Origin of the sequence: Paradevosia shaoguanensis, assembly GCF_016801025.1 — a bacterium.
Lineage (GTDB): Bacteria > Pseudomonadota > Alphaproteobacteria > Rhizobiales > Devosiaceae > Paradevosia > Paradevosia shaoguanensis.
In genome coordinates this window covers 3,981,027-4,006,990 of record NZ_CP068983.1, presented here as the reverse complement: position 1 = coordinate 4,006,990, position 25,964 = coordinate 3,981,027, and the positions used below count along the sequence as shown (strand labels likewise).

Here is a 25,964-nt window from a genome sequence, read left to right as displayed (position 1 = left end):
CGACCCGCACCGGGTCCGGCGCCGATTGATAGCTGCCCCAGCTACTGCTGTTCGACGACCTCGCCGTGCTCTTGCTGCTCTTGGACGTACTCGTCGTACTGCTTGTCTTGGAGCCGCCGCCACCGCTGCTCGAACTCTTGCTGCTGCTGTGTCCCATTTCCATTCACCCTATCGAATTCACGCCGCCATGCGTATTCATCCATTGGCGGCTTTGGTTGATGTCGCGGCTGCTTGATCACCAAGCCACCCGCTCCCTTCGCGGCCTCATCGGCCTCTAATCGCTCCAAGACCTTGCGATCATCCGCGACCTGCAATCGCTGTCGCGGCGACAGATCAGGCGGCAGCGCTTCCCAGCGCTCCGCTATGCGCCGCCGCTGTCGCTTGGCCACATCTAGGTACTCTTCCAAGAGCACCGACCTTGGCCACGGCTGGCCCGGATAGGCTTCACGCCACTTCTGCATGAAGCCGTCTAGGAACAGTTCGCCCGAGCGATCCTTGAGCATGAACGGCACGACCTCCAGTCGGCCGTCCGCTTTCCGTCGCCTCACTTCCGGGAAGGAATATTCCAGCGTTTGCGGGGCAAGGCCCTGCCTCACATACTGCTCGGCTACCTGCTGGAAGTACGCCGCCCCAAGAGGCGGCTTTTTCGACATGGCCAAATGGCCCTGTCGCTCGGCCTCACCCATATCCTTCTGGATATACTTGCAGTTGTAACGGACGGCATGCGCCGTTGGCCGGGTCCAAAAGGACCAGCCATGCGGCCAGTGCTGTTCCATGAAGTTTTCGTCCAGCACATGTTCTGGCACACGCTCTTGCCAATAGAGCATGATGTGCCAATGTGCCCTGCCCTTTAGACTTCCGAACTCGCCGGTTACAAAGTAACGCACGGGGAAACCGTGACGGCGTAGAAGCTTTAGATATTTCTGGACATCAGAATAGGTCAGGATCACAGCGCGCTCATGAAGTATCTCATTCGCGCGACCACGGCCATACGTCAGCGTTACTGCATGACAGGCCGTGGATGTTTTACTTTCGGCAATGTTGCGACCAACCCAATCATTGATTGCTTGCTCCCTGCATTGCCAGCATTCGTGACACGCAACTTGCGTACCATCGGGGAGCGTGTTTGGTGCGATACACATTCGCCATCCCTTACAGGATGGCTACACGGCACCTAGCTAACTAGCGGATAGATAACCACCGCATACAAGAGCCACCCGCCAAGCGCGGCACCAACCAGCAGCACAACCGCCGCTCTTGCCCCGCGCATTACGCGATCTAGTTCCTGCGCTCGCATCATTTCCCTCCGCATTGCGTGTCACTAAATGCATATGTAGCCAAGGTTGTACATGCACGCGAGGGCGCAATCCAGTGGGTTGCGCCCTCGCGGTCTTGTCTCGCTACGCGAGCCGCTTACTCAGGCCTTCCGAGCCTTCGTGGTAGGCCTGCACAAGGGCCTGCGCTTTCGTCAGGCCGTGCTGCTTCATGATCATCAGCACGTGCAGGTCGTGGTTGGTCCGCCAGTTCAGCAGAGCCTTCTTATCCGTCAGCACCGCCGGGATTTGCTTCACGTTTTCGGCCATGGAAATTTCTCCTTTTCCGTTCGCCAGTCCAAAACTTCCCAATGGGCGGGATCGTAGAACGACCAATCCCCGCCCCATGCGAGGCTGGCGATTGCCAGCCCCTTTTGCGTGATGAGTTCCTTTCCGACATGGCCGACCAGCAGCCATTCCTTCTCGGAAAGGCCCCACGCTTTCGTTGAATGCACGATGTCAACCGCGCACCCATATTGGTGTGCGCTCTGTCCGGCTTTCGCCCGACTGTTTCCGAGGGCGTAGAGGTCGTTCTGCCTTTCCGGCGTCCGAACCATCTCATGCGCAAACATGGGCACGCCCAGCTTGCTCATGCGCTTGATAAACACCCGCTCGAATTCGAGGATATCCGGGTGCGCGCCCTCACGGTTTGCCCGCCATTGCTGCTCTTGCCATCGCTGGCTAGCGAGGAATGGCTTGTCAACCATCCCTCTCAGCGCAGCCCCGAAATCGTCAGGCAGTGGCCTGTCCAGCGGGAATTCCGGCACCGGGTTTGGCGCTGGCGACCTGCCCCGTTGCGGGCGGTTCGGCAGCGACGCCCTCGCCGCCCGCTGGCGCTCCTGCAGTTCCCGGATCATCTCCAGTACCGACTTGCCCATCCTCGATTACCTCGCCCGTCTCGGGGTTATGCGGCACCTCAGCCGCCGCCTGCGCCTCGCGCAGCGCCTCGATTTCGGCGGCCTGCGTTGCAAGCCGCCGTTCCATGTTCTGATTCATCTTGAACATCATCATTTCGAGTTCAGGATTGCGCGCACGGCGGCTGGCGATCTTGGTAAAGCTTTCCAGTTCGGGCATATCCGCCGCGATCTGGTCGCCATCGTTGGTGAAGTACCAGACCTCACCCTCGGTGGTCGGCACCAAGCGGGCTACGCCCGAGACTACGAACTCAAGGACTTCGTAGCCCTGCACGACAGCGAGAAAGGTACCCTTCTCGCCTTCGTCCTCGCCCTCGATTACATCGAGGCGCGTCGGCGCTTCGCAGTTCACCTCGACACGCACCTTGCGCCGGTGCTCGCCGGACAGCTTGAGCACCTGCCCCGCCGGGATCATCGCCCACTTGGCGATATTGTGGATACGAACAACCATCGCTTACGCTCCCTTCTCGATCCGCTCCGTGGGCGCTTTCGCCGCCACGGCGTCATAATTATTGGTCGCCTCGACCAGCATGCCGCCGAACACGGTATTACCCGTGAGCACGGTATTGCCGACGACCGTTGCTTCGAACGGATCGCTTTCGGTATCGAGGAACGGCTTGGTATGGATGGCCTTCACCAGATAGAAGGCCTCCGACAGCTTGGGATCGACAGTTTCGACAGCCCACAGCCGCTGGCGCTCTTCGTCCGTCGAACTATTGACGCTCGGGCGATAGAACTTGCCGCCGACACGCGGCCCGAAGGCGTTCCACTTCCAATTCATCGGCGCATAGCCGAACGTGGCGTTGGGCACGGTATGATCCGTATCAATCTCCGCGTTTTTCACCACGTCGACCTTTTCCGGATCGAGCGTGTCGCGCAGATATTCCGGCCACGTATCGACCGCCGTCGAATGGAAGAACGGGTCGCGCTGGCGCTCGAACAACTGCTCCGGAATGCACTCGGCTATCACGATCACCACGCCGCCCGTATTGAGCTTGGGCATGCGCAGCGGAATATCCGCGATGGTCGCCCCGCTCACCGCACTTTCCGCGAGGTTCCCGGCGTCGGTCGCATAGCGCTTCGCCTGCTGGAAACGCACCGTCCGGTCGGCCAGCAGGATCGGCTGCTTGTAGGCCTGATCCGGGATCGTCAGGCCATCCATGAGCATGTCGATAATCCAGTCCTCGTCATGCTCTTGATAGCGCTCGCGCAGCTTGGCAAAGGCCTGCGTTTTCTTCGCCAGTTCGAGATTCGACAGCGAGACGGTTACGCCGTTATCCTGCAACTCAGCGAATACATCGACATGGTTCGCGGCACTCGTGACCCCCGTCCCGCTCACCTGCATAGCGAACCCAGCCGACGACCCGACGCCGGTCTTACCTGTCAGCAGATTGCCGCTGCTATCGCGGAACGCCGCAATCGACGCCGTAGCGGCCCCGTCCGGCACGCCAATGCCACGGATCGGCACGCGGCTATCCACGATGTTCAGCGCCACCTCGCCGTCAATGACGGCCTGATCAAAGTCCGGCACGACGTGCTCGAAGCGCGAACTGCGCCAGAACGCCGGGGCGAGTGTCGCGTCAAGGCGCGTACGCGACGTGATATTCGGCGAGCGGTTCTTGGCGCGGTAATTCCACACCGCGTTGTACGCCTCAAGATAGGCCGTATTGACCTGATCTGTCGGCTTGCCGTGCAGGCCGAGCGCCTTGTATACGGCATTCGACCCATGCGCGCCCATGGCGTGCGTTTCGATGAACGGCACTACCGCGCCACCCTCGACCTTGGGTTGCCCCATATAGGAACGGTCGAACTGGTCGCGGCTTCCCTCGAAGCGCTCCAGCGCCAGCAGCGGCACGCAATAGGCCGTCACCCGGAGGAATACCGGATTCATCAGGATTTCTTTCGTCTCCTGCATCTCGACGGCCACGCGGATCGACCCGCTCATGGCGTCCTCGCGCAGCATCGGAATGGCCGCGATAGGCACGCACTTGCCCGCAGGCAGTGACGTCAGAACCGCCAGACCGTGATTGCGCCGCGTGCGCGGCACCTGCAACGGCTGGGACTGCTGTCGATTGACAGACTTCATTTGGAACCTCTCAGTTTGCGTTGGAACTTTTTCAGTGCGAGGGCGATTGCCGCCCTGCGTTTCGCGCATGCATCGCAGCGCTTGCCGGGGGGATGGGAACGACCCATTCGCTACCAACTCGACATGGGGGGATAGGAAAGCGGGTTCGGCAGATCGGCCTCAGGCGTAGCCGTCAGGACGCCGCCTAACGCCTCGCCCATCTTTTCCGCCATGCTCCGCCCACCGTTCGCCTTCGGCCTCACCTGCCATTCATCCAAGAATGAATTGAACTGGTAGTCCTTCGGATCGCCCAAAAATTCGGGGAACGGCTGCGGCGTCAGCATCAGATCGGGCGCAATCTTGTTGCGCCACATCCACGACATTTCCTGAAAAATGTCGTCCTCAATGCGCTCTTTCACGTCGCTGGACGGGATCGACGTCCAACCGGTTGTGGTCCTCACCCAACCGATATCAGAGATTGCGCCCAGCGCCTCTTGCGGCCCGCCGTGACCGATCCGCTTCAACGGCTGGTCCTTGACCTCTCCACCTTTCGGCACCGTCAGCACCAGCCCCGAACCCGGCCCGCTACCAACACCCGCGCCCTGCTGCGCCACCGCCCCGGACGTGCCTGCACGAGGATTGCCCGGCCCCGCCGTCTGCGACGAACCGGCACCACCGGCAGGCAGGGACAGCCCGCCGCCCATGCGCGCCCATTCGAGCGCGGACGGCTGCGAACTGGACCCTTCCCACGTTGCACCATTGAAGGCTTCGCGTTCGGCGGCGATCCGGGCATTCGTATTGCCCGTCCAATCGCCCGCCGCCCAGCCACCGTTGTAGCTATCGCGCCAAGACTGGCGCTCATACTCAGTGGAACCGGTCACCCGATCGAAATAATCCCAGCTCATGGGCGATCACCGCCCAGCTCGCGCCGGATCGTCTCCGCCACCTTGCGGTTGGCATAGATGTTGCGGTTAAAGTAGCTGACCACCAGGTCGAAGGCGACAAGACCTGTCGCCGTAAGCCCTGCCCCAATCGCAACGCGATGGTCAGGGTTGATGACGTACGGCGCAAGCGCCGTTGCCGCCATCGTGCCCATGCGCCCCATAAGCGGGCCGACAATGTGCACACGTACCATTTCAAGCATAGCAACGTTCTCCAAGTGATTTTCTCACTCGAAAACGGCAACTAAATCAATGACTTAGAATTATGGTTCGCTCGCTATATATTATGGAACTTATCGGTGTGACAGTGACCACTTTGATTACGGCCATGCCGAATAAGAAATATCGGCCATCCCCTTGGCTTCTATAACGTCTTTTCGAAATCGCCCCGGCGGCTTTCCTTTCGTTCGGGCAAAGAACCGGTTGAAATAGCCCGCATCCTTGAAGCCGAGCGTATCGGCGATCTCGGCGACCTGCAGGTTCGAATGCTCCAGAAGCGCCTCTGCGTCATCGAGCAACCGCTGGTGGATGATCTCGAGCGGCGACGAGCCGGTGGCGCGCCGGATGGCTGTCGTCAGCCGGTCGGTGGTGATGCCGAGCACGTTGGCATAGGCCGCAATCGTCCAGTGTTCGCGGGCATGCAGTTCGACCTGCTGCATGAAGCCTTGCACCAGTACACGCGGCGAGGCCTGCGGCAGTTTCGCGCCGGCGCTGCCCAGCCGCCAGAACGCGATGAGGATGAGCGAGAGCCGGCTGATGATGGCCTCGCGGCGCCCCGGCAGGTCGCCATCGTTCTCGGCCTGCAGGTCTTCGAAATCCTTCATGAGCGAGCGGGCGCCGTTGGGTTCGACCCGCACACCGAGCAGCGGCCGGTCGATCGCCTCGCGCAGCGACCCGGCCACCGAACTCGCAGGGACGACGCGGCCAAGGACGCCGTCGGCGACGCTCATCATGATGCCGCGCGCGCCGGCATTGAGCCGCACGCTGCCGCCGAGTCCGGTCGGTATCCAGAGCACGCAAGGCGCTTCGATCGGGGAATTGGCACGTTCCAGAACATATTCACCGGTTCCGGACACCAGTACGAAGGCCCGTCCACTGGCGATCTGGCGGGTAGCGCCGAAATCCCATTCGCTTGTCGAGAGCGCGCTGTTGATGCGCTCGATCTCGATGTCCAGGCCGGAACGGTTCACCTGCAGCCTCCCGCCTTCAAAAGTACAACTCTCTCTTCGGATTGTCCATTCAGGTCCAGGGAAAGCCTGGCTACCGTCAAGGTAGAGGCAGAAGTGCACAGACAGCCGAAAAGGCAGCAGCGGCGCTTCAGGCCTGAGGAGAGCGGCCGGACAAAAGGTTCGGCCGGCACATGGAGGAGGAACTCATGACCACGTATGGACGCAGGACGATTCTGCGCGGAATTGGCGCCAGCGCGATTGCCGCCACGGCGCTGAGGTCCCTGCCCGCCTTTGCACAGGATCGCAAGGCCGTGCGCATCGGCTATGCCATTTCAAAAACCGGCGCCAACGCTGCCGGCGCGGGCATCACGACCACCCCGAACTATCTGCTGTGGGTGAAGGACGTGAACGATGCCGGCGGCATCAAGCTCTCCAAGCTCGGCGTGCAATTGCCGATCGAAGTCACCGAATACGACGACCGCTCCTCCGCCGAGGAAACCGTACGCGCCATCGAACGGCTTGCGACCCAGGACAAGGTCGATTTCATCCTGCCGACCTGGGGCACCGGACCGAACCTCGCCTCGGGCCCCTCCTTCGACAAGTTCGGTTATCCGCAGCTTGCGGCTACGGCCGTCACCGACATGGCGCCGCAGGTGGCCCAGCGCTGGAAGAAGAGTTTCTGGTTGCTGGGTGGCGGGCACGATTATGCCAATGCGCTGGTCCAGCTTCTGGTCAAGCAGCGCGATGCCGGCAAGATCAACAACAAGGTCGCCATCATCAGCGTGGCCGATGGTTTCGGCATCGACCTCTCCAAGGCGGCCACGCCGGCCTTCAAGGATGCTGGGTTCGAGCTCGTCTATGACAAGTCCTACCCGCTCGACACCTCCGACTTCGCGCCGCTGCTGAACGAAATCGCAGGCCTGGGCGCCGACACGTTCGCGGCCTTCTCCTATCCGCCCGATACGTTCGCCATTACCCAGCAGGCCGTGGTCGCCAATTTCAATCCAAAAGTGTTCTACCTTGGCGTCGGCACGGCATTCCCGGTCTATCCCAAGATCGCCGGACCCAACCACAACAATGTCATGGGCATCGGCGGCATCGATCCGGATAGCCCGGATATCGAGGCTTACTTCAAGCGACACACTGAACTCATTGGCGAAGCACCAGATTCCTGGGCGAGCGCGGTGACGTATTCGAGCCTGCAGATTCTTCACCAGGCCATCGAGCGCGTCGGCGATATCGATCGCGACGCGGTTGCCAGCGAGATATCCACCGGCGAGTTCGACACCATCCTGGGCAAGCTCAAGCTCAAGGATAACCAGCTCTGGTCGCTCTGGACTGTCGGCCAGTGGCAGGATGGCAAGTTCGTGGGGCTGTCCCATACCGAGCGCGAAGGCGCGCGCGAACCCATCGTACCCAAGCCGAATTGGACGGCGGCCTGACATAGGGCCAGGAATGGGAGGCGGCGGCTCGCTACGGCCTCCCCGTTTCACTCGACGCGACATGAGGCTCTCATGCTACTCAGCGCCTTGCTGACCGGGCTCGTGCTCGGCGGCACCTATGCGCTCATCGCGATGGGTCTGACGCTGCAATATGGCGTCGCCCGGATCATGAACCTCGCCTATGGCGACGTGATCATCGCTGCTGCTTTCGGTGCATTCGTTCTCTTCAACCTTGCCGGCCTCAACCCGCTTCTGGGGCTGCTCATCATCGTGCCCGCCGGCTTCGTGCTGAGCTATCTCATCTACGCGCTGATGCTGCAGCCGCTGGCCCGACGCTCGGGCGATCGCGGCCGGCTGGAAGTGGATTCGATCCTGGCGACCTTCGGCCTGCTTTTCGTCATTCAGGGGATTGCACTGGTGGTCTTCGGCTCGGGCTTCATGAGCTATTCGTTCCTAGCCGTTCCTATCAACATCCTCGGCACGCCTCTCGCGGCCAACCGCGTTCTGGCCTTCGCGCTTGCCGTTCTTCTCGGCGGCGGTCTCTATCTGCTACTGACCCGCACCCGCTGGGGCACCGCCATCCGCGCCGTCGCGGTTGCGCCGGGCTCTGCGCCCCTCGTCGGCATCGACGTCGACCGGGTCGCGCGTTTCGCCTTCGCGCTTGGCGGCGCACTGGCAGCGGCGGGCGGCGTCATCATCTCGATGTACCTGACCTTCAGCGCCACCGCCGGCGTAGTCTTCACCATGAAGGCGCTTGTGGTCGTCATCATGGGCGGCGTGGGCAATATCCCCGGCGCTCTGGCGGCAGGTCTCATTCTGGGCGTCGTGGAAACGCTGGTGGCCAGCTTCATCGATCCAGGCCTGACGCTGGCCGCCACTTATCTCATCTTCCTCGCCGTCCTCGTCCTGCGCCCCTCCGGCCTCTTCGGCAGGAACGCGTCATGACAGCTCGCAACCTCTCGCTCGGCCTCCTCGGGCTCGTCGTCCTCGCGCTGCTGGCAGCCGCGCCCTTCTATGCCGGTCCTTACCCGCTCGGGCTCCTCATCGGCATCCTGAGCTACGGCGTCCTCGCTACCGCATGGGCGATGTTCTCGGGTCCGACGCGCTATGTCTCGCTCGCCACCGTCGCCTTCTTCGGCGTCGGCGCCTACACCGTCGCCGTTCTCGGCGACGTGCTACCCTACCCGCTGATCCTCGTCGTCGCCGCGATCATCGGCGCCCTGCTCGCCATCCTGGTCGGGCTTGCGACCCTGCGGCTGGCCGGCGTCTATTTCGTGGTCTTCACCTTCGGTTTGACCGAGCTGGTGCGGCAGCTCGTGACCTATTACGAGGTCAACGTCACCAAGACGCTCGGCCGCTACGTCTTCCTGCCGCTGGGACCGGAGCACATCTTCTGGCAATTGCTGGCGCTGGGGGGCGCTACGCTCGTGCTGGCCTGGTGGGTGCGCCGCTCCCGCATCGGCCTGGCGCTGCGCGTCATCGGCGACGATCCCGTCGCAGCCAGCCACCTGGGCATCGACATCACCCGCACCAAGCTCGTGCTCTTCGCGGCCAGCGCGGTGATCATGACCCTGGCCGGCGCCATACAGGCGCCACGCTGGACCTATATCGAGCCTTCGATCGTCTTCAATCCCACCGTGTCGTTCCTCACCGTGATCATGGCCCTGCTCGGCGGTCCCAACCGGCTCGTCGGCCCGCTTCTGGGCGCCATCCCGCTATTCCTGCTGTTCGAATGGCTTTCGGCCAACTTCCCGAACCATTACTCGATCATTCTGGGCCTGCTCTTCATCGCCATCGTCTTCCTGCTCCCTAACGGCGTCCTCGCCTTCGGTGAAGGCCTGTTGAACCGCCTGCGCGGCCTGACCCGGGAGGTGGCACGATGACCGCGCTTCTCGAACTCAGGGACGTCACCAAGCGCTTCGGCGGCCTGGTCGCCGTCAGTGGCTTGAGCTTCACCATGACCTCAGGCGAGATCGTCGGGCTGCTCGGCCCCAATGGCTCGGGCAAGACGACGGCGCTCAACATGATTTCGGGGCTTCTCCAGCCCAATGGCGGCGCCATCGATCTCATGGGCGAGAGCATTGGTGGCCTGCCCGCCAACCGCATCGCCCATCGCGGCGTGGCGCGAACCTTCCAGCTCGTCCGCGCGCTCCCGTCCCTGACCGTCGGCGAGAACGTGCTGGCGGCCCTCGCCTTCCGCCGGCACCCGATCTGGGGCGAGGCGGCCAAACCCGAGATCGAGGAATTGCTCCGTTCCGTTGGCCTCGCCGGACGCGCCGACCAGCCGGCCGCCGGGCTCACCTATATCGACCTCAAGCGCATGGAACTGGCCCGCGCCCTCGCCGCCGAACCGGCCCTGCTGCTGCTCGATGAATGGCTGGCCGGCCTCAACCCCACCGAGCTGCGCGCCGGTATCGACCTCATTCTCTCCCTGCGAGATCGCGGCATGACCATCCTCCTCGTCGAGCACGTCATGGATGCCGTGCGGGCGCTCTGCGACCGGTGCGTCGTGATGAACACCGGCACCCGGATCGCCGAAGGCCCGACCGACGAGGTGCTGCGCCACCCCGAAGTCGTCCGCGCCTATCTGGGAGACCTCCATGCTTGAGGCCGGCCTGCTCTCGATCTACTACGGCAAGCATCTGGCGCTCGACCGCGCCAGCATCGATGTGGCCAGCGGAGAAACGGTCGTGGTGCTTGGAGCCAACGGCGCCGGAAAGTCCTCCTTGCTCAAGGCTCTGGCCGGGCTCGTCAAACCGGCGCCGGGCGCTTCGGTCGTCCTCGACGGCGCCCAGCTCCTCGGCCGGCGCGCCCATCAATTCCTCGAGGCCGGAATATCGCTGGTGCCGGAAGGCCGTGGCATTTTCGGCGACCTGACGGTGGCCGAAAACCTCGAACTCGGCGCCTATGCCCGCCGGGCGCGTGCCAGCGAGAGGCAGACGCGCGATCTCGTCCTGTCGCTCTTTCCGCGCCTGCGCGAACGTCTTGGCCAGATCGCCCGCACCATGTCGGGCGGCGAACAGCAGATGGTCGCCATCGGCCGGGCGCTGATGAGCAAGCCCGACTTGCTGATGCTCGATGAACCGAGCCTGGGCCTAGCCCCCATCGTCACCGGCGAACTTTTCGCCGCTCTGGCCGAAGTCAAGAAAACCGGCGTAAGCCTTCTCATCGTCGAGCAGAACGTCAAGGCGAGCCTTGCCGTCGCCGATCGCGGCTACCTGGTCGAGGCCGGACGCATCGTCGGCCAGGGCAAGGCCGCCGACCTCATGAACGACCCCGCCGTGCAACGCGCCTTCCTCGGCCGGTCCGGCGCTACCAATACCAGGAATGGAGAACCGCAATGACCGACTTGGGCTTGCTGATCAACAACGTCGAGACGCCCGCCACCGGCGCGGCGGTCTTCGAGCGGCACAACCCGATTTCGGGCGAAGTGGCTACCCGCGCTGCCGCCGCCACGGTCGAGGACGCACTGAGCGCCGCTGACGCGGCGGCTGCGGCCTTCCCCGGCTGGTCCCGCACCTCGCCCGGCGAGCGCCGCAGGATTCTCTGGGCAGCCGGCGATGCTCTCGAAGCCCGGATCGATGCCTTCATCGAGGCCATGGGCGCAGAAACAGGCGCCACCGCCGGCTGGGCGCATTTCAACGTCCATCTCGCCGCCGATATGCTGCGCGAGGCCGCCGCGCTCACGACGCAGATCACAGGCGAGATCATCCCCTCCAATCGCCCCGGCTCCACCGCCATGGCCGTGCGCCAGCCGGCCGGCGTCGTACTCTCGATTGCGCCCTGGAACGCCCCGGTCATCCTCGGCGTCCGCTCCCTCGCCACGCCTCTTGCCTGCGGCAATACCGTGGTCTTCAAGTCGAGCGAAATCTGCCCGCGGACGCATCGCCTGATCGCCGACGCGCTCAACGAGGCCGGCATGCCGCCGGGCGTTCTCAACGTCGTCTCCAACGCCCCCGAGGATGCGCCCGAACTCGTCGCCGCGCTCATCGGCCATCCGGCCGTTCGGCGGGTGAACTTCACCGGCTCCACCCGCGTCGGCAAGGTGATCGCCGAGACTGCCGCGCGCAATCTCAAGCTGGCCCTGCTCGAACTGGGCGGCAAGGCGCCGATGGTCGTCCTCGATGACGCCGATATCGACGCCGCCGTCGATGCCGCCGCCTTCGGCGCTTTCATGAACCAAGGCCAGATCTGCATGTCGACCGAGCGCATCGTCATCGACGACAAGATCGCCGACCGCTTCGTGGCGGCCCTCGCCGCCAAGGCCTCGACGCTCAAGGCGGGCGATCCGCGCAACGGCAATACGCCGCTGGGCTGCCTTGTCGACCCAACCGCTGCCCAGCGTATCGATGGGCTGGTGAAGGACGCCGTGGCCAAGGGCGCCAAGCTCTCGGCCGGCGGCCACATCGACGGCACGATCATGGAAGCCACGGTGATCGACAACGTCACCTCCGGCATGCGCCTCTATCGCGAGGAATCCTTCGGGCCGCTGGTTGTCGTCATCCGCGTCGGCTCGATCGACGAGGCGGTGCGCGTCGCCAACGACACGGAATACGGCCTTGCCTCGGCGGTGTTCGGTCGCGACGTGACGCGCGCCATGGGCGTTGCCAGCCGGATCGAGGCCGGCATCTGCCACATCAATGGACCGACGGTCCACGACGAAGCCCAGATGCCTTTCGGGGGCGTCAAGGCATCTGGCTATGGCCGGTTCGGCGGCAAGGCGGGCATCGCCGAGTTCACCGAACTCCGTTGGATCACCGTCCAGGACGGCCCGATCCACTACCCGTTCTAGCCGGGGCGGCCAGTGGGGAGGAGCGGCACCGCACCCTCCTCCCCAGTTCGAACGGACTTTCGGAACACACCCGGCGCCATCCCGACTTGCCTGGCGAAGAACCGGTTGAAATAGGCCGGGTCCTGGTACCCCAGCAGCAGCGCGATCTCCTTGACGCTCAGCGATGAGAACATCAGGTAGCGCTTGGCCTCGAGGGCCACGCGGCGCTCGATCACGCTGAGCGCAGAGGCGCCCAGAACCTGCCGGCAGACCCGGTTGAGATGGGTCGGCGTGATCCCGAGCGCTCCCGCGTAGAAGGCCATCGGCCGCGCGTTGGCGAATTCGGTATCGGCCAGTTCCTGAAATGCCTGGACATGATGGACGGCACGGCTGGCGCTGGCCTGCGCCCGATGGGCCGTTGCAACCTCGGCGCGATGGATGGCGACCAGCAGCAGGCCGATGCGGGCCGGCATCGTCGCCGCCCTGCCCGGTTCGCGGCGGCTGGCCTCCGCGATCAGCTCGTCGACAGCCCGCCCGACTTCCCGGCTACCGCGGATCACGCGCGGCACACGAAAAGCTTCCGCTATTTCAGGCGCTTGCGCGAGGATACTTCGCACGTCGCGTTCAAAGAGCGTCAGGACCACGCCAACGATATCGGGCGAGAATTCGTAGCCGTGGACCGTAAGCGCCGGAATGCAGATGGCGGAGCCCGGACCGAGCGAAAACGTCTCGTTGTCGATGGTGGCGACGGCGGTTCCGGCAGTGATGTGGATGATCTGGAAGAATTGCTCGTGCCGGTGCGGCGCTATGCGGAAATCATACAACCTGGAGCGCGAGAGCACAGTCTCCCAATGCAGCCAGTCCTGTGACTGATCTTGGGTCTCCTCGCCGTAGAGCGCATAGATCGGGATCGAACTCATGTTCGAATTGTCCATCTCTTTGCCGCCTCTGTCCATTGGAGAACCCCATCCGATCGATAAGATTTCATGCGAATTCGGAGGGGTTATGCGAACGCAAGTTGCGATTGTCGGCGCCGGACCGGCGGGCTTGATGCTTGGCCGCATTCTCGAGCGCGCCGGGATCGATGCGATCATTCTGGAACGCCGCAGCGCCCACTATGTCCTGGGGCGGGTCCGGGCCGGCGTACTCGAACAGGGCTCGATCGAACTCATGGACGAGGTGGGCATCGGCCAGCGCATGCACCGCGAAGGCCTTGTGCATCATGGGGTGGAGCTGAGCTTTGACGGCGATCCCCATCGCCTTGACTTCCAGCACCTCATCGGCCGCCACGTCATGGTCTATGGCCAGACCGAAGTGACGCACGACCTGATGGATGCGCGCGCCGCATCGGGCGCGCGGACCGTCTATGAAGCGGAAGACGTCGGGCTCCTCGATTTCGACGGCGAGCATCCACGGATAGAATATCGCAAGGATGGCGTTACCCATCGGATCGATTGTGATTTCATCGCCGGGTGCGACGGCTATCACGGCATATCGCGCGCCAGTGTGCCTTTGGGCGCGCTCGAGACTTTCGAGCGGGTCTATCCGTTCGGATGGCTGGGCGTGCTCGTCGACCGGCCTCCCGTGGCAGAGAAACTGATCTACGCGCACCACGAGCGGGGCTTTGCCCTTTGTTCGATGCGCTCTCCGACCCGGTCGCGTTATTACGTGCAGGTGCCGGCGGCCGAGCGGGTCGAGGCATGGTCGGACGACCGCTTCTGGGACGAGTTGCGGGCGCGGCTCAATCCTCAGACCGCGGCGGCGCTCAGGACGGGCGTTTCCATAGAGAAGTCGATTGCGCCGCTGCGCAGCTTCGTCGCCGAGCCGCTGCGCTTCGGGCGCCTCTTCCTAGCCGGAGACACCGCCCATATCGTCCCTCCGACTGGCGCCAAGGGCCTTAACCTCGCCCTGAGCGATGTACGGGTGCTCGGGGCGGCATTGGTGGAATTCTACGGCGAGCGGTCAGTGGCCGGAATCGACGCCTATTCGGCGACCGCGCTCAAGCGGATATGGAAGGCCGAACGGTTCTCTTGGTGGATGACCTCGCTGCTCCACGTCTTCCCGGAGACAGGCGCCTTCGGCAGACGCATACAGCGGGCCGAGTTCGATTACCTCGTCGGCTCGCGTGTGGCGCAGCAAAGCCTGGCAGAGAACTACACCGGGCTGCTGGACTAGGCCCGCGCGTCGAAAGTGATCTGGCCGACGAGTTCGTTCGCCAATCGCAGCGCGGCGCCGGTGGCGATGACGATCTGCGGCAGCACCATCCATTCGAGCGTCCAGGCGGAGCCGGAGCGTTCGTATTCGTGGACGAGCGCCTGATGCAGCGTTCCCACCTGACCGGCGTTGAACCGGGCCAGCGTAACCAGCACTTCCGCTTTTACCGGATTGGACTTGTGCGGCATCGCCGATGACCCGCCGCCGCCAGCCAGGGTGATGGCTCCGACTTCGTTCTGCGACAGCAGCGCCACGTCGGCGCCGATCTTGCCGGAGGCGCCGGTGATGAGCGACAGCACCGAGGCAAAATCGACCAGCGGATCGCGCTGGGTGTGCCAGGGCGTGGCGAAACCGAGATCGAGGTGGTCTGCCAGCCGGCGCGCGACCTCGTCGGCTCTGTCGCCGAAGGCTTCGCGCGTTCCCACGGCGCCGCCGAGTTGGATGACGAGCAGGTTGCGGCGCATGCCTTCGAGCGCGCGGAGCTGGCGCTGCAAGGGTTCGGTCCAGTTGCCGATCTTGGCGGCGACGGTGATCGGCAGCGCCTGCTGCATGCGGGTGTGCCCCATGAGCCGCAGGCTGCCGAAGCGGCTCGTGAGATCCTGCAGCGATCGGCCGAGGGCCGCGAACCGGTCCTCGATGATGGTCATGGCTTTGGCGAGCCGGAGAACGAGGCTGGTGTCGATGGCGTCCTGGCTGGTTGCGCCGAAATGCACGGATTTGCCGTGCTCGGAGCCAACGGCCTCCCGCAGCTGCCGGACCAGTTCGGGCACCACCACGCCATCGCGGGCGATGCCCGTCTCCAGCGCGGCATAATCCGGCTTGAAGCCATCGCACGCGGCGGCAATCGCGCTGGCGGCAGCATCGGAGATCATCCCGACATCTGCCTCAGCCTGTGCCAGGGCATTCTCGAAGGCGAGGATGCCGGAGATTTCCGCCTCGTCGCTGAACAGCGCGGCAAGTTCGGCGTCGCCGACCAGGGCGTCGAGAAGGCGGTTGGGCATGGATGATCCTCGGTTGGCCGGAGTTTGCGAGGGCGGTGTCAGGGCGTCAAGCTATGACGCCTATACCCGCTCCAACGCGACGGCGATGCCCTGGCCGACGCCGATGCACATCGTCGCCAATGCCAGCTTCCTGCCCGTGAGCGAGAGCTCGAGGGCGGCGGTTCCGGCAATGCGGGCGCCACTCATGCCGAGGGGGTGACCGAGGGCGATGGCGCCGCCATTGGGGTTTACGTGCGGTGCGTCCTCGGCGATGCCGAGTCCGCGCAATACGGCGATGCCCTGGCTGGCAAAGGCCTCGTTGAGTTCGATGACATCGAAATCCTGCGGCCGGAGGCCGAGCCGGGCGCAGAGTTTTCGGGTCGCGGGCGCCGGCCCCATGCCCATGACGCGCGGCGGCACGCCGGCGGCAGCGCCACCAAGGATGCGGGCGATGGGCGTGAGGCCGTGACGGCGAGCCGCCTCCTCGCTCGCGATGATGAGCGAAGCGGCGCCATCGTTGACGCCCGAGGAGTTGCCGGCAGTCACTGTGCCGCCGTCCTTCCTGAACGGCGTCGGGAGCTTGGCAAGCACCTCGACGGTGGTATCGCCGCGCGGGTGCTCGTCCTTGTCGACGATGACGGGATCGCTTTTCTTCTTCGGGATCGTTACCGGAACTATCTCCCGGGCGAGACGCCCGCTCGCCTGGGCGGCCGCGGCCTTTTGCTGGCTGCGGGCGGCGAAAGCATCCTGATCGGCGCGGGAAACTGCAAAGTCTGCAGCGACGTTCTCGCCAGTTTCCGGCATCGAATCAATACCGTACTGCGATTTCATCAACGGATTGATGAAGCGCCAGCCGATGGTGGTATCGTAGATTTCCGCGTTGCGCGAAAAGGCGCTGTCCGCCTTCGGCAGCACGAAGGGCGCGCGGCTCATGGATTCGACGCCGCCGGCGATGACGATATCAGCCTCGCCTGCCCGGATGGCGCGGGCGGCGGTGATGACGGCATCCATGCCCGAGCCGCAGAGGCGATTGATGGTAGTGCCGGAGACGCCGACCGGCAGGCCGGCAAGAAGCGAACTCATGCGGGCGACGTTGCGATTGTCCTCGCCGGCCTGGTTGGCGCAGCCAAAGATCACGTCATCGATGGCCTCCCAATCGACGCCGCCGTGCCGCTCCATCAGCGCCTTGAGCGGAATGGCGCCGAGGTCGTCGGCACGCACCGGCGACAACGCGCCGCCGAAGCGGCCGATAGGTGTGCGCAGATAGGCGCAGATAAAGGCTTCAGGCATCGGCCTTCTCCCTGGTGCCGCCATGGGCGGCCGCGGTGCGGGCCTGGAGGTCGCGCAACGTCGTGAGTTCGAGGGCGGTCGGCTCCGGGGTTTCGGCAACATGGTCGGCGAACCTGACCGTCCACCCGCAGGTTTCCTGCACCATTTCGCGGGTGACGCCCTTGTGCATGGAGACAACTGTGAATTCCTTGGTCACCGGGTCCGGCTTCCAGATGGCCAGGTCCGTGATGAGCAGCGTCGGCCCCTTGGTGGTGATGCCGAGCTTCTGGCGGTCGTCATAGCCGTTGCCGTGGCCGTAGGAGGTGAAGAAGTCGATCTTCTCCACCATCGAGCGCGTGGCCTGCTTGAGAGTGATGTAGATCTCCCCGCAGGAGGTGGCGATCTCCGGTGCCCCGCCCCCGCCCGGCAGGCGCACCTTGGGGTGATAATAGTCGCCGATGACGGTGGTGTTGATATTGCCGAACTTGTCGAGCTGGGCGGCGCCGAGAAAGCCGATGGAAATGCGACCGCCCTGCAGCCAGTAGCGGAACATCTCGGGCACGGCGACGGTGGTTACGGCCGTCTCGCACAGCTCGCCATCGCCGATGGAGAGCGGCAGCACATCCGGCGCCGTGCCGATGGTACCGCTTTCGTAGATGAGGGTGATGTCGGGCGCGTGGGTAAGCCGCGCGACGTTGCAAGCGGCGGACGGGGCGCCGATGCCGACGAAGCAGACGTCGTCATTGCTGAGCGCACGGGCGGCGGCAATGGTCATCATTTCGGTGGCGGTGAATTCGGTCATTGTGGAGATTCCTGGCTAAAATCGCTGGGGCTCACCCCCACCCTTGTTCCCTCCCCACAAGGGGGAGGGAGACCCGCTGGCTCGGTCGTGCCCCATCGCCTCCCTCCCCCTTGTGAGGAGGGATTGAGGGTGGGGGGAATCCACGGACGCGGCGTCATCACGACCTCAACCCCTCGACCCGCATCGCGAACACCTCCGGCCCCACCTCCAGCACGTTCTCGCGCATCCAGCCGGCGAAGAGGTCGCGGTCGGCGGAGATCTTGTCCCATTCGAGATAGGTGGCGTTGTCGCGCTCGTAATAGCCGTGGGTGTAGGAGGGGTGCGCGCCGCCGGGGACCACGGCGATGGCGTCGATGGTCCAGTTCGGCAGGATCGTCAGGTTCGGGTGCAGGCCCTTGAAGTCCGGCACCACCTCCTCGACCGTCACCACGACACGCCGGGCGGCCAGCGCCGCTTCCTTCTGGACGCCGATAATGCCCTCGATCAGCACGTCGCCCTTCCGGTTGGCCTTCTGGGCGTGGATGAAGGTCACGTCGGGCCGGTGCGCGGGCACGGCGGCGAGTTCCTCGCCGGTGAAGGGACAGGTGATGGACTTGATCTCGGGATTGACCTTGGGCAGATCGGCGCCCTTGTAGCCACGGAAGACCGCGAGCGGCAGGCCTGCCGCGCCGGCTTCGTAGGCCTGGGCCATCGCGGAATGGGAGTGCTCGACGGTTTCGATGGCGCGGGGGAACTGGTTCTCGATGGCGTCGCGCATGCGGCGCAGCAGCCCCACGCCGGGATTGCCGGCATAGGAGAAGATCACCTTTCGGGCCAGACCCATGCCGATCATCTGGTCATAGACAATGTCCGGCGTCATGCGCAGCAGCGTCAGGTCCTTGATGCCTTGCCGGATCGCCTCGTGGGCGGCTGCGACGGGGATGAGGTGCGTGAACCCCTCGAAGGCAACTATGTCGCTATGCTTGAGGTTCTGCCCCACCGCGTCGGCGAGGCTCAGGAACTGGGTCATCTCAAAACCTAGATATCGAAAAACACAGTTTCATCATCGCCCTGCAGGCGAATATTGAGGTGGTAGTGCGGCATGCCACCTTGCGTATCGCGGGCGGCGATGAGCGTCTGGCGGCGGCGCGGGTCCATGATGCGGTTGAGGACGAAGTCGCCCGCATTGGCGTCGCGCTCGTCATCGAAATAGAGACGCGTGTGCAGCCCGGTATTGATGCCGCGCGCCGCGATCCAGAGGGTGAGATGCGGCGCCATCGGCTTGCCGTCGGGGCCGGACACCCTGCCCGGCTTGATCGTCTCGAACCTAACCTGCCCCGAGGTATCCGTGGCCTGCCGACCCCAGCCGGTGAAAGCCGGCGCGGAATTAGACCGAGGCGACATGGCGGCGACGTGCAAGCCGTCCGCATCGGCCTGCCAGACTTCCACCACGGCGTCGATCAGCGGCAAGCCGCTGCCGTCATAGACGTTGGTGGTGACCACGATGCGCTCGCCTTTGGTTTCAGGCGTAAGCATGGTGGCGCCGAGGTCGCCGTCCTGGAAGACATGGAGTTCGGAAAAGCTCGGGACGAGGCCGATATGGACGTAGGGGCCACCGGTCTGGGACGGCGTTTCCTTGAGGGGTGCAATGCGGTTGAGCATCAATTGCCCTCCAGCTTGTTCTCGAAGAGCGTGGAACGGCGACCGCGTAGCACGATGTCGAAGCGATAGGCCAAGGCGTCCATCGGCGTCGTGTTGTGGCGGTCTAGCCGGGCGGTGAGTTGCTCGATGCCTTCTGGATTGGGCACGCCACCCACGATCGGGCACTGCCAGATCATCGGATCGCCCTCGAAATACATCTGGGTGATGAGGCGCTGCGTGAAGGCGTGGCCGAAGATGGAAAAGTGGATATGGGCCGGCCGCCAGTCATTGCCGCGGTTCGGCCAGGGATAGGCGCCCGGCTTGATGGTGCGGAAATGGTAGTAGCCGTTCTCGTCGGTGATGGCGCGTCCACAACCGCCGAAATTGGGATCGAGCGGCGCGAGATACCCCTCGCGCTTGTGGCGGTAGCGGCCGCCGGCATTGGCCTGCCAGAACTCGACCAGCGTATGCGGCACTGGCCGGGCGTTTTCGTCGAGCACCTGGCCATAGACGATGAGGCGCTGGCCGATGGCCTCGGTGCCATCCTGGCTGTAATTGCGGATGAGGTCGTTATCGAGCGCGCCGAGCTTGACGTGGCCGAAGGTCGGGCCGGCCAGCTCGGAGGCGGTCTGGCCCATCGAGATCAGCGCGTGCTTGGGCGAGCGCAGGATCGAGCTCTTGTAGTCGGCGGTAAAGGCCGGCGGATGCCAGTCGCGGTCGCGCGGGTAATAGGCGCCCTGCTCTCCCGGCAAAATCACAGGGTCGGTCATGCTCCGCTCTCCTCCCTTGTCAGCCGGCCGGCCTTGGCCAGTTCCTCGCGCGCGATGCGGAAGGCGCGGTTGGCGGCGGGCACGCCGGCATAGACGGCAACATGCATGAGCGCTTCGCGGATATCGGCGGGACTGGCGCCGGTATTGGCCGTGGCGCGCACATGCATGGCCACTTCCTCATCGTGCCCCAGCGCGGCCAGCAAGGCTATGGTGAGCATGGAGCGCTCGCGCCGCGAAATGCCGGGACGCGACCAGAGATCGCCCCAGGCCGTCTCGGTGATGAACGTCTGGAAGTCGGCGTCGAACTCGGTCTGGCGCGCCAGGGCGCCATCGACATGCGCGTCGCCGAGCACCGAACGGCGCGTGACCATACCCTGCCGATATTTCGGGCTCTCGTCAGACATAGCCGACCTCGTGGAAGTAGTTGAGCATGAGCTCCACCAGCCTTTCAGGCTGCTCGATGGAAGGAATGTGCCCGACCCCGGCCATGATCTCGAACCGCGTATTGGGTAGGAGCTGCGCGGTGGCTCGCACCACCTCGGGAGGCGTCGACTGGTCGTGCTCGCCGACAACCACCAGCGTGCGCAGGCCGATCAAGCCGACCTGACCGCGCAGGTCCGCATCGCGGAGCGCGGCGCAGGTGCCGATATAGCCTTCGACAGGGGAACGCTCGAGCATGTTGCGCCATCCGGCATAGTCGGCGGCATGTTCGGCGCGGAATTGCGGCCCGAACCAGCGCGCCATGATGGCATCGCTGATCGAGGCGATGCCGTTGGCGCGAATGGCGGCAATGCGGCTGTTCCAGGTAGCGTCGTCGCCGATCCGGGCGGCAGTGTCGCAAAGGACCAAAGCCTTGAGGCGATTGGCGTTGCGCAGCGCAAAACCCTGCGCGATGAGGCCGCCGACAGAAACTCCGGCAACGGCGAACTCGGTGAGGCCGAGAAAGTCCGCCAGCCCCTCGAGGTCCGCAACATGGTCATCCAGCCTGTAGGGGGCACTGGGTGCGTCGCTGAGGCCGTGTCCGCGCTGGTCATAAGAGATGACGCGATAGCGATCCGAAAGCCGCTCGATGACCGCGTCCCATATCCGCGCGTCAGTGCCGAGCGAATTGGAGAGAACCACGGCGCGACCGTCAGCCACCCCACTAACTCGCAGGTGCATGTTGATGCCGTTGATCCTGGCGAAAATCATAAGTCGGTCCGGCCTTTGGTCGCCCCGGATTTAAGGCGCTCAAACGCACGCAGTAAAATGATTAGTTCACCGTCACTCATAACCTGTGGCATATGAATGGTAGGATGTCGGTTCATCTTCCGAACCACAAGCTGTCTCGCTTGTATACGGCAACTCAAAGGTTTGCGGCTGCTTTGCGCCGCAACGAAACATAACCGCAGGATTTTGCCTTGGCCAAACGTCCCATCGATCCGCGTGTAAAACTGCGGCACATCGCGTGCTTCCTGGAGGTGGCGCGGCTAAAGAGCGTGGTGAAGGCGGCCGATGCCCTCAACATGAGCCAGCCCGCGGCCTCCAAGACCATCCAGGAGCTCGAGGAGATCGTGGGCGTGGCCCTCTTCGACCGCAGCCGCCGCAATCTCTTCCTGACCCCGTCCGGCGAGGTGTTCCAGCGCTACGCGAGCACGAGCTTTACCGCCCTTCGCCAGGGGATCGACAGCCTGGGAAACGCGCAGGCCCAGGAGATCGTCAAGGTCGGTGCCTTGCCCACCGTCTCGGCGCGCATCCTGCCACCGTCGGTGAAGCGCTTCACCGACCAGCACCTGCCGGCAACCACGCGGATCATCACCGGACCCAACGCCTATCTGCTGTCGCTGCTAAGGATGGGCGACGTGGACCTGGTCATCGGCCGCATGGCCGATCCGGATGCCATGACCGGCCTGGCTTTCGAGCACCTTTATTCGGAAAAAGTCGTGTTCGTCGTCCGGCCGGGCCACCCGCTGCTCGCCGAGCCACGGTTCGAGCTTTCGATGATCGAGCCCTACCAGACGCTCATGCCCACGCCGGATTCCGTCATCCGCCCCTTCGTGCAGCGCCTGCTGCTGGCGCATGGGGTCAGCAATGTGCGCGACGAGATCGAGACCGTCTCCAACGCGTTTGGGCGAAGCTTTACGCGGCTCTCGGATGCCGTCTGGATCATTTCCGAAGGCGTCGTGGCCGAGGACGTTGCGGATGGACAACTGGCCCTGCTGCCCATCGACACCTCCGAAACGCTCGGTCCGGTCGGACTGACGACGCGGACGGATACCGCGCAGTCGTTCGCCGCCCAGGCGCTGATCCAGTCCATCCGGGATGTCGCAGCGGGCTTCGAGCGCCGTTAGGCGTTAGTTGGCCACACCGAGCAGGCGCTCCACCGTTTCCGGCTTACTCTCCAGCTGTGCCGGCGTGCCTGTCCATGCGATCTGCCCGCGTTCAAGGACAAGCACATCTTCGGCAAAGGCGAGCGCCGCCTGGATGCGTTGCTCGATCATCAGGATGGTCATGGCGCCGGTTGCGGCGAGCGCGGCGAACGCAGCCATGAGTTCGTCGCAGATGACGGGGGCCAGCCCCTCCAGCGGCTCATCGAGCAACAATACTGACGGCTGGCCGAGGATCGATCGAGCCGTTGTGAGCATTTGTTGTTCACCACCAGAGAGTTGCGAACCTAAGTTCCTGCGTCGCTCAAAGAGACGCGGGAACATGTCATAGGCATCTCGGACGCCAGAACGCGGACGGTTCTTTAGGCCGACGAGGAGGTTTTCCTCGACGGTCAACGACTTGAAGATCGCGCGCGTCTGGGGGACATAGCCCAATCCCTTGACCGCCCGCCCCGAGCCTGGCAGCTCGGTCAGGTCGGCCCCGCCGAGGGCGATGCGGCCACCATAGCGTCGGGTCTGGCCGGCGATGGTGGCGAAGAGAGTCGACTTGCCGACGCCGTTGCGTCCGAGCACGGCGACGCGCCTGCCGGCGGGAATCGAGAACGACACATCCTCGAGGATCCGCGTCGGCCCGTAGCCGGCGGTCAGCCCAGAGACCTCAAGCGACGCTGCGGGCATCGGCATAGCTCCCCAGATAAGCCTCGCGCACGCGCGGGTCAGCGGTAACCTCCTGGGGCGTGCCGTCGAATATGATGGCTCCCGCCGCCAGCACGACAACGCGCTGGGCGAAACGGAAGACGAAATCCATGTCGTGCTCGATCATCAGCACGGCCAGCTCTGGCGGCAACTGCGCCAGCGCGTTCTCGATCAGCACGGTATCGGAATGCGGCACGCCCGCCGCCGGCTCGTCAAGCAGCAGCACCTTCGGACGCAGGGCCATGGCAAGCGCAATCTCGAGGAGACGCTGCTGCCCGTATGCGATCTCGCGGACCTTTTCCTGCGACACCTTGAGCAGGCCGAGCGTGCCGAGGATATCCCGCGTCTCCGAGACGACCACCGGCATGTCGGCATAGGTGCCGAAGAGGCGCCCCGACTTGCCCTCACGCTGAACCAGGGCGAGTGCGACATGCTCTTCGGGCGTCATCTCGGAAAAGAGCCGCGTCACCTGGAAGGTGCGGACCAATCCCTTGCGGACGCGCTGGGTAGCGCTGAGGCGCGTCACGTCCTCGCCCCCGAGCAGCACCCGCCCTCCATCAGGCTTTATCTGGCTGGTGACGAGATTGACGAAGGTCGTCTTGCCCGCGCCGTTGGGGCCGATCAGAGCGATGCGATCACCCTGCCCCATGGCAAGGGAAACGTCCTGGGTGACCCGCAGACCGCCAAAGTTCTTTTCGAGATGCTCGACGGCAAATACCGGGTTCATTTGCCCGCCTCCCTATCACGGCGCAGGCGCCTGTAGATGTCCTCCGCGGCACCCGTGAGGCCGCGCGGCGCAAAGAGCACAACGGCGACGAGCAGCACGCCGACCATGGTCAGCCAGTGGAAGGGATTGATTGAGGAGACGAGGTCTTCGAACCAGACGAAGACCAGCGTGCCGATCATGGCTCCAAAGAGGTTTCCCGTGCCGCCCAGCACCAACATCACCAGCGCCTCGGCCGACAGGTTGAAAGAGACACTGTCGAGCCCGACCACGCGGGTCGAGATGGCGTGGAGCGCCCCGCCTAGCCCTGCCACTGCGCCGGACAGCACGTAGAGCTTGATGAGCGTCGGCTTGACTGCGGCCCCCATCGCGCGGACACGCACCGGATCTTCCTTGATCGCCCGGCACAACATGCCGAAGGGCGAGCGCATGATGAGGCGCAGGAGGAAGAACACAACGATCAGCAGCGCTACAGCCAGGAAGAAAGTGGTGCGGCCCCAGAGGTCGAACTGGAACATGCCGAAGACCGGAGAAGGCGCGATCCCAGAAAGACCGTCGCTGCCGCCGGTCCATGCCGATGCCTTGTTTGCCGCCTCGTGGGCGAGTTGCACGATGGCGATGGAGAGCACCAGTTGCGCTAGTCCGTGACCCCTAAGGATGATGACGCTCGAAACCAGCCCCGCCAACGCCCCGCCGGCAGCGCCGACAGCCAGCATGGCCAGCGGATCGATGATGCCGAAATGAGCCGCCGCGATACCGGCTGCATAGGCGCCCGAGCCGGAGATCGCGGCCTGGCCCAGCGTGGCGATGCCGCCATACCCGGTCACCAGGTCCAGCGACAGCACGATGAGCATCATGATCACGATGCGGCTCAGCAGCGCCAGGTTGTTGGGAAAGAGAAAGAAGCCGACTGCGGCGACCGCGATGATGATGGCAATCGCCAGCGCATCGCGCTTGAGGCTACTCGACGTCGTGGCCATGGAGGCCGGAGCGGATTGGGCGAGGTCGGTCATTGCGCCCGCCCCAGGAGGCCGCGCGGGAAGATGCAGACGATCACGATCACCGCCAGGTAGAAGAAGAACTCTCCCATCTCGGGCATGAGGTAGCGTCCCGTCGTCTCGATGGCGCCCAGCAGCAGCGAGGCGATGAGTGCACCCGGAATGGACCCAGCCCCGCCCACCGATACGACGACCAGGAACGTCACCATGTAGCGCATGGCATAGTAGGGCTCGATCGGCAGCAGCTCCGCGCCGACCACGCCGCCGAACGCCGCGAGCCCCACCGCGACGGCAAAACTGATGGCGTAGATGGCCGCCGTCCGCACGCCGAGCGCCCCCGCCATTGCGGCGTCATCCACCGAGGCGCGCAGGCGCACCCCGAACGATGTGCGTTCGATGAGAAACCAGAGGCCACCCGCCACGACGACGCCACAGGCGATGACGAACAACTTGTGTGCCGCGATGGTGCGGAAGCCGATATTGACCGGCCCTGAAAGCTCGGATGGCAGCGGAATGGTCTTGAGGGTCGGCCCGAAGACGAAGTTGGCGATGCCGATGATGGCGAAGGTCAGCCCGATGGTCATGAGCACCTGCGTCAGTTGCGGCGCGCCATAGATGCGCCGATAGAGCAGCCGCTCGAGCGGAATGGCGATGATGATGGTGCCTACGACCGCCGCCATCACCGCCACGCCATAAGGCAACCCCATGTCGCGGGTTGCGTAGGAGGCGATATAGCCGCCGATCATGGCGAAGGCGCCGTGCGCCAGGTTGACGACCTTCATCAGGCCCATCGTCACGGACAGGCCGATGCAGATCACGAACAGCACCATGCCGTAAGCCAGTGCGTCCGTGCCGATGCTGAGTACGGTTTGCATGCGCTTTCCTTATGGGGACGCCCGGCGATCCGGAC

29 protein-coding genes are annotated in these 25,964 nt (G+C 64.3%); 8 read left to right on the top strand and 21 right to left on the bottom strand.

Annotated elements, in window-relative coordinates; translation table 11 throughout:
- Positions 1–41 precede the first annotated feature (41 nt).
- The 8 genes from JNE37_RS19505 to JNE37_RS19470 form a co-directional block, all read right to left on the bottom strand.
- Positions 42–950 carry a rolling circle replication-associated protein gene (locus tag JNE37_RS19505; RefSeq protein WP_203064464.1) on the bottom strand — a complete coding sequence of 303 codons (909 nt, stop codon included), beginning with the start codon at positions 948–950 and terminating at the stop codon, positions 42–44.
- Positions 951–1,400: 450 nt separating this feature from the next.
- Positions 1,401–1,583 (bottom strand): hypothetical protein, encoded by a 183-nt coding sequence (locus JNE37_RS19500; RefSeq protein WP_182397307.1) that lies wholly within the window; start codon positions 1,581–1,583, stop codon positions 1,401–1,403.
- Positions 1,568–2,020: a M15 family metallopeptidase gene (locus tag JNE37_RS19495; protein ID WP_203064462.1), complete on the bottom strand. Its 453-nt coding sequence runs from the start codon at positions 2,018–2,020 to the stop codon at positions 1,568–1,570. Before JNE37_RS19495 ends, JNE37_RS19500 begins: the two co-directional genes overlap by 16 nt.
- A gap of 25 nt (positions 2,021–2,045) precedes the next feature.
- Positions 2,046–2,678 carry a hypothetical protein gene (locus JNE37_RS19490; protein WP_203064460.1) on the bottom strand — a complete coding sequence of 211 codons (633 nt, stop codon included), beginning with the start codon at positions 2,676–2,678 and terminating at the stop codon, positions 2,046–2,048.
- Between the two features lie 3 nt (positions 2,679–2,681).
- Entirely contained in the window at positions 2,682–4,313 is a 1,632-nt protein-coding gene (locus JNE37_RS19485; protein WP_203064458.1) for a hypothetical protein, read from the bottom strand.
- Positions 4,314–4,423: 110 nt separating this feature from the next.
- Entirely contained in the window at positions 4,424–5,197 is a 774-nt protein-coding gene (locus tag JNE37_RS19480) for a hypothetical protein (RefSeq protein ID WP_203064456.1), read from the bottom strand.
- On the bottom strand, positions 5,194–5,436 hold the full coding sequence (locus JNE37_RS19475; protein ID WP_203064454.1) for a hypothetical protein: 243 nt from the start codon (positions 5,434–5,436) through the stop codon (positions 5,194–5,196). The genes JNE37_RS19480 and JNE37_RS19475 overlap by 4 nt, the downstream gene beginning before the upstream one ends.
- A 117-nt stretch (positions 5,437–5,553) precedes the next feature.
- Positions 5,554–6,423: a helix-turn-helix domain-containing protein gene (locus JNE37_RS19470; RefSeq protein ID WP_203064452.1), complete on the bottom strand. Its 870-nt coding sequence runs from the start codon at positions 6,421–6,423 to the stop codon at positions 5,554–5,556.
- A 185-nt stretch (positions 6,424–6,608) separates the two neighbouring features.
- Between JNE37_RS19470 and JNE37_RS19465 the strand changes: the two genes are divergently transcribed.
- The 6 genes from JNE37_RS19465 (at position 6,609) to JNE37_RS19440 (ending at position 12,636) form a co-directional block, all read left to right on the top strand.
- Positions 6,609–7,844 (top strand): amino acid ABC transporter substrate-binding protein, encoded by a 1,236-nt coding sequence (locus JNE37_RS19465; protein WP_203064450.1) that lies wholly within the window; start codon positions 6,609–6,611, stop codon positions 7,842–7,844.
- Positions 7,845–7,916: 72 nt separating this feature from the next.
- The gene (locus JNE37_RS19460) at positions 7,917–8,789 is read left to right on the top strand and encodes a branched-chain amino acid ABC transporter permease (RefSeq protein ID WP_203064448.1); all 873 of its coding nucleotides are present in this window, start codon (positions 7,917–7,919) and stop codon (positions 8,787–8,789) included.
- A complete protein-coding gene (locus tag JNE37_RS19455; RefSeq protein WP_203064446.1) occupies positions 8,786–9,727 on the top strand; it encodes a branched-chain amino acid ABC transporter permease in 942 nt (313 codons plus the stop codon). Before JNE37_RS19460 ends, JNE37_RS19455 begins: the two co-directional genes overlap by 4 nt.
- Entirely contained in the window at positions 9,724–10,452 is a 729-nt protein-coding gene (locus JNE37_RS19450; RefSeq protein ID WP_203064443.1) for an ABC transporter ATP-binding protein, read from the top strand. The genes JNE37_RS19455 and JNE37_RS19450 overlap by 4 nt, the downstream gene beginning before the upstream one ends.
- A complete protein-coding gene (locus JNE37_RS19445; protein WP_203064441.1) occupies positions 10,445–11,188 on the top strand; it encodes an ABC transporter ATP-binding protein in 744 nt (247 codons plus the stop codon). The genes JNE37_RS19450 and JNE37_RS19445 overlap by 8 nt, the downstream gene beginning before the upstream one ends.
- Positions 11,185–12,636 (top strand): aldehyde dehydrogenase, encoded by a 1,452-nt coding sequence (locus JNE37_RS19440; RefSeq protein WP_203064439.1) that lies wholly within the window; start codon positions 11,185–11,187, stop codon positions 12,634–12,636. The genes JNE37_RS19445 and JNE37_RS19440 overlap by 4 nt, the downstream gene beginning before the upstream one ends.
- Here JNE37_RS19440 and JNE37_RS19435 read toward each other — a convergent pair.
- On the bottom strand, positions 12,633–13,550 hold the full coding sequence (locus JNE37_RS19435) for a helix-turn-helix domain-containing protein (RefSeq protein ID WP_246513374.1): 918 nt from the start codon (positions 13,548–13,550) through the stop codon (positions 12,633–12,635). The genes JNE37_RS19440 and JNE37_RS19435 overlap by 4 nt on opposite strands.
- Before the next feature lie 70 nt (positions 13,551–13,620).
- Between JNE37_RS19435 and pobA the strand changes: the two genes are divergently transcribed.
- On the top strand, positions 13,621–14,790 hold the full coding sequence (pobA, locus tag JNE37_RS19430; RefSeq protein ID WP_203064437.1) for a 4-hydroxybenzoate 3-monooxygenase: 1,170 nt from the start codon (positions 13,621–13,623) through the stop codon (positions 14,788–14,790).
- Here the strand turns inward: pobA and JNE37_RS19425 are convergent.
- The 8 genes from JNE37_RS19425 to pcaD form a co-directional block, all read right to left on the bottom strand.
- Positions 14,787–15,830, bottom strand: a complete 1,044-nt coding sequence (locus JNE37_RS19425; protein WP_203064435.1) for a 3-carboxy-cis,cis-muconate cycloisomerase — start codon at positions 15,828–15,830, stop codon at positions 14,787–14,789. The two genes, pobA and JNE37_RS19425, sit on opposite strands and share 4 nt — an antisense overlap.
- A 60-nt stretch (positions 15,831–15,890) precedes the next feature.
- A complete protein-coding gene (pcaF, locus tag JNE37_RS19420; RefSeq protein WP_203064433.1) occupies positions 15,891–17,099 on the bottom strand; it encodes a 3-oxoadipyl-CoA thiolase in 1,209 nt (402 codons plus the stop codon).
- A complete protein-coding gene (locus JNE37_RS19415; RefSeq protein ID WP_203064431.1) occupies positions 17,092–17,880 on the bottom strand; it encodes a CoA-transferase subunit beta in 789 nt (262 codons plus the stop codon). The genes pcaF and JNE37_RS19415 overlap by 8 nt, the downstream gene beginning before the upstream one ends.
- A gap of 157 nt (positions 17,881–18,037) precedes the next feature.
- On the bottom strand, positions 18,038–18,889 hold the full coding sequence (locus tag JNE37_RS19410; RefSeq protein ID WP_203064429.1) for a CoA transferase subunit A: 852 nt from the start codon (positions 18,887–18,889) through the stop codon (positions 18,038–18,040).
- 8 nt (positions 18,890–18,897) lie between these two features.
- A complete protein-coding gene (pcaG, locus tag JNE37_RS19405; RefSeq protein WP_203064427.1) occupies positions 18,898–19,521 on the bottom strand; it encodes a protocatechuate 3,4-dioxygenase subunit alpha in 624 nt (207 codons plus the stop codon).
- Positions 19,521–20,270, bottom strand: coding sequence for a protocatechuate 3,4-dioxygenase subunit beta (pcaH, locus tag JNE37_RS19400; protein WP_203064425.1), 750 nt, complete (start codon positions 20,268–20,270; stop codon positions 19,521–19,523). The genes pcaG and pcaH overlap by 1 nt, the downstream gene beginning before the upstream one ends.
- Entirely contained in the window at positions 20,267–20,674 is a 408-nt protein-coding gene (pcaC, locus tag JNE37_RS19395) for a 4-carboxymuconolactone decarboxylase (protein ID WP_203064423.1), read from the bottom strand. Before pcaC ends, pcaH begins: the two co-directional genes overlap by 4 nt.
- A complete protein-coding gene (gene pcaD, locus JNE37_RS19390) occupies positions 20,667–21,461 on the bottom strand; it encodes a 3-oxoadipate enol-lactonase (RefSeq protein WP_203064421.1) in 795 nt (264 codons plus the stop codon). The genes pcaC and pcaD overlap by 8 nt, the downstream gene beginning before the upstream one ends.
- A gap of 209 nt (positions 21,462–21,670) precedes the next feature.
- Here pcaD and pcaQ point away from each other — a divergent pair, with 209 nt between their 5' ends.
- The gene (gene pcaQ / locus JNE37_RS19385; protein ID WP_246513372.1) at positions 21,671–22,600 is read left to right on the top strand and encodes a pca operon transcription factor PcaQ; all 930 of its coding nucleotides are present in this window, start codon (positions 21,671–21,673) and stop codon (positions 22,598–22,600) included.
- 3 nt (positions 22,601–22,603) lie between these two features.
- Here the strand turns inward: pcaQ and JNE37_RS19380 are convergent, their stop codons facing one another.
- From JNE37_RS19380 to JNE37_RS19365, 4 genes are read right to left on the bottom strand one after another with little or no spacing between them, the layout of a single operon-like run.
- Entirely contained in the window at positions 22,604–23,314 is a 711-nt protein-coding gene (locus tag JNE37_RS19380; RefSeq protein WP_203064419.1) for an ABC transporter ATP-binding protein, read from the bottom strand.
- Complete coding sequence (locus tag JNE37_RS19375) at positions 23,295–24,059, bottom strand: ABC transporter ATP-binding protein (protein ID WP_203064418.1); 765 nt, start codon at positions 24,057–24,059, stop codon at positions 23,295–23,297. Before JNE37_RS19375 ends, JNE37_RS19380 begins: the two co-directional genes overlap by 20 nt.
- Positions 24,056–25,069, bottom strand: a complete 1,014-nt coding sequence (locus tag JNE37_RS19370; protein WP_203064417.1) for a branched-chain amino acid ABC transporter permease — start codon at positions 25,067–25,069, stop codon at positions 24,056–24,058. Before JNE37_RS19370 ends, JNE37_RS19375 begins: the two co-directional genes overlap by 4 nt.
- Positions 25,066–25,929: a branched-chain amino acid ABC transporter permease gene (locus JNE37_RS19365; RefSeq protein WP_035093861.1), complete on the bottom strand. Its 864-nt coding sequence runs from the start codon at positions 25,927–25,929 to the stop codon at positions 25,066–25,068. The genes JNE37_RS19370 and JNE37_RS19365 overlap by 4 nt, the downstream gene beginning before the upstream one ends.
- Positions 25,930–25,964 lie beyond the last annotated feature (35 nt).

What these genes read in the sequence shown, in the direction of transcription:
- JNE37_RS19500 (WP_182397307.1), bottom strand. Translation starts at nt 1,583, where the DNA reads ATGGCCGAAAACGTGAAGCAAATCCCGGCGGTGCTGACGGATAAGAAG.
- JNE37_RS19495 (WP_203064462.1), bottom strand. Translation starts at nt 2,020, where the DNA reads ATGGTTGACAAGCCATTCCTCGCTAGCCAGCGATGGCAAGAGCAGCAA.
- JNE37_RS19490 (WP_203064460.1), bottom strand. Translation starts at nt 2,678, where the DNA reads ATGGTTGTTCGTATCCACAATATCGCCAAGTGGGCGATGATCCCGGCG.
- JNE37_RS19485 (WP_203064458.1), bottom strand. Translation starts at nt 4,313, where the DNA reads ATGAAGTCTGTCAATCGACAGCAGTCCCAGCCGTTGCAGGTGCCGCGC.
- JNE37_RS19480 (WP_203064456.1), bottom strand. Translation starts at nt 5,197, where the DNA reads ATGAGCTGGGATTATTTCGATCGGGTGACCGGTTCCACTGAGTATGAG.
- JNE37_RS19475 (WP_203064454.1), bottom strand. Translation starts at nt 5,436, where the DNA reads ATGCTTGAAATGGTACGTGTGCACATTGTCGGCCCGCTTATGGGGCGC.
- JNE37_RS19465 (WP_203064450.1), top strand. Translation starts at nt 6,609, where the DNA reads ATGACCACGTATGGACGCAGGACGATTCTGCGCGGAATTGGCGCCAGC.
- JNE37_RS19460 (WP_203064448.1), top strand. Translation starts at nt 7,917, where the DNA reads ATGCTACTCAGCGCCTTGCTGACCGGGCTCGTGCTCGGCGGCACCTAT.
- JNE37_RS19455 (WP_203064446.1), top strand. Translation starts at nt 8,786, where the DNA reads ATGACAGCTCGCAACCTCTCGCTCGGCCTCCTCGGGCTCGTCGTCCTC.
- JNE37_RS19450 (WP_203064443.1), top strand. Translation starts at nt 9,724, where the DNA reads ATGACCGCGCTTCTCGAACTCAGGGACGTCACCAAGCGCTTCGGCGGC.
- JNE37_RS19445 (WP_203064441.1), top strand. Translation starts at nt 10,445, where the DNA reads ATGCTTGAGGCCGGCCTGCTCTCGATCTACTACGGCAAGCATCTGGCG.
- JNE37_RS19440 (WP_203064439.1), top strand. Translation starts at nt 11,185, where the DNA reads ATGACCGACTTGGGCTTGCTGATCAACAACGTCGAGACGCCCGCCACC.
- JNE37_RS19435 (WP_246513374.1), bottom strand. Translation starts at nt 13,550, where the DNA reads ATGGACAATTCGAACATGAGTTCGATCCCGATCTATGCGCTCTACGGC.
- pobA (WP_203064437.1), top strand. Translation starts at nt 13,621, where the DNA reads ATGCGAACGCAAGTTGCGATTGTCGGCGCCGGACCGGCGGGCTTGATG.
- JNE37_RS19425 (WP_203064435.1), bottom strand. Translation starts at nt 15,830, where the DNA reads ATGCCCAACCGCCTTCTCGACGCCCTGGTCGGCGACGCCGAACTTGCC.
- pcaF (WP_203064433.1), bottom strand. Translation starts at nt 17,099, where the DNA reads ATGCCTGAAGCCTTTATCTGCGCCTATCTGCGCACACCTATCGGCCGC.
- JNE37_RS19415 (WP_203064431.1), bottom strand. Translation starts at nt 17,880, where the DNA reads ATGACCGAATTCACCGCCACCGAAATGATGACCATTGCCGCCGCCCGT.
- JNE37_RS19410 (WP_203064429.1), bottom strand. Translation starts at nt 18,889, where the DNA reads ATGACCCAGTTCCTGAGCCTCGCCGACGCGGTGGGGCAGAACCTCAAG.
- pcaG (WP_203064427.1), bottom strand. Translation starts at nt 19,521, where the DNA reads ATGCTCAACCGCATTGCACCCCTCAAGGAAACGCCGTCCCAGACCGGT.
- pcaH (WP_203064425.1), bottom strand. Translation starts at nt 20,270, where the DNA reads ATGACCGACCCTGTGATTTTGCCGGGAGAGCAGGGCGCCTATTACCCG.
- pcaC (WP_203064423.1), bottom strand. Translation starts at nt 20,674, where the DNA reads ATGTCTGACGAGAGCCCGAAATATCGGCAGGGTATGGTCACGCGCCGT.
- pcaD (WP_203064421.1), bottom strand. Translation starts at nt 21,461, where the DNA reads ATGATTTTCGCCAGGATCAACGGCATCAACATGCACCTGCGAGTTAGT.
- JNE37_RS19380 (WP_203064419.1), bottom strand. Translation starts at nt 23,314, where the DNA reads ATGCCCGCAGCGTCGCTTGAGGTCTCTGGGCTGACCGCCGGCTACGGG.
- JNE37_RS19375 (WP_203064418.1), bottom strand. Translation starts at nt 24,059, where the DNA reads ATGAACCCGGTATTTGCCGTCGAGCATCTCGAAAAGAACTTTGGCGGT.
- JNE37_RS19370 (WP_203064417.1), bottom strand. Translation starts at nt 25,069, where the DNA reads ATGACCGACCTCGCCCAATCCGCTCCGGCCTCCATGGCCACGACGTCG.
- JNE37_RS19365 (WP_035093861.1), bottom strand. Translation starts at nt 25,929, where the DNA reads ATGCAAACCGTACTCAGCATCGGCACGGACGCACTGGCTTACGGCATG.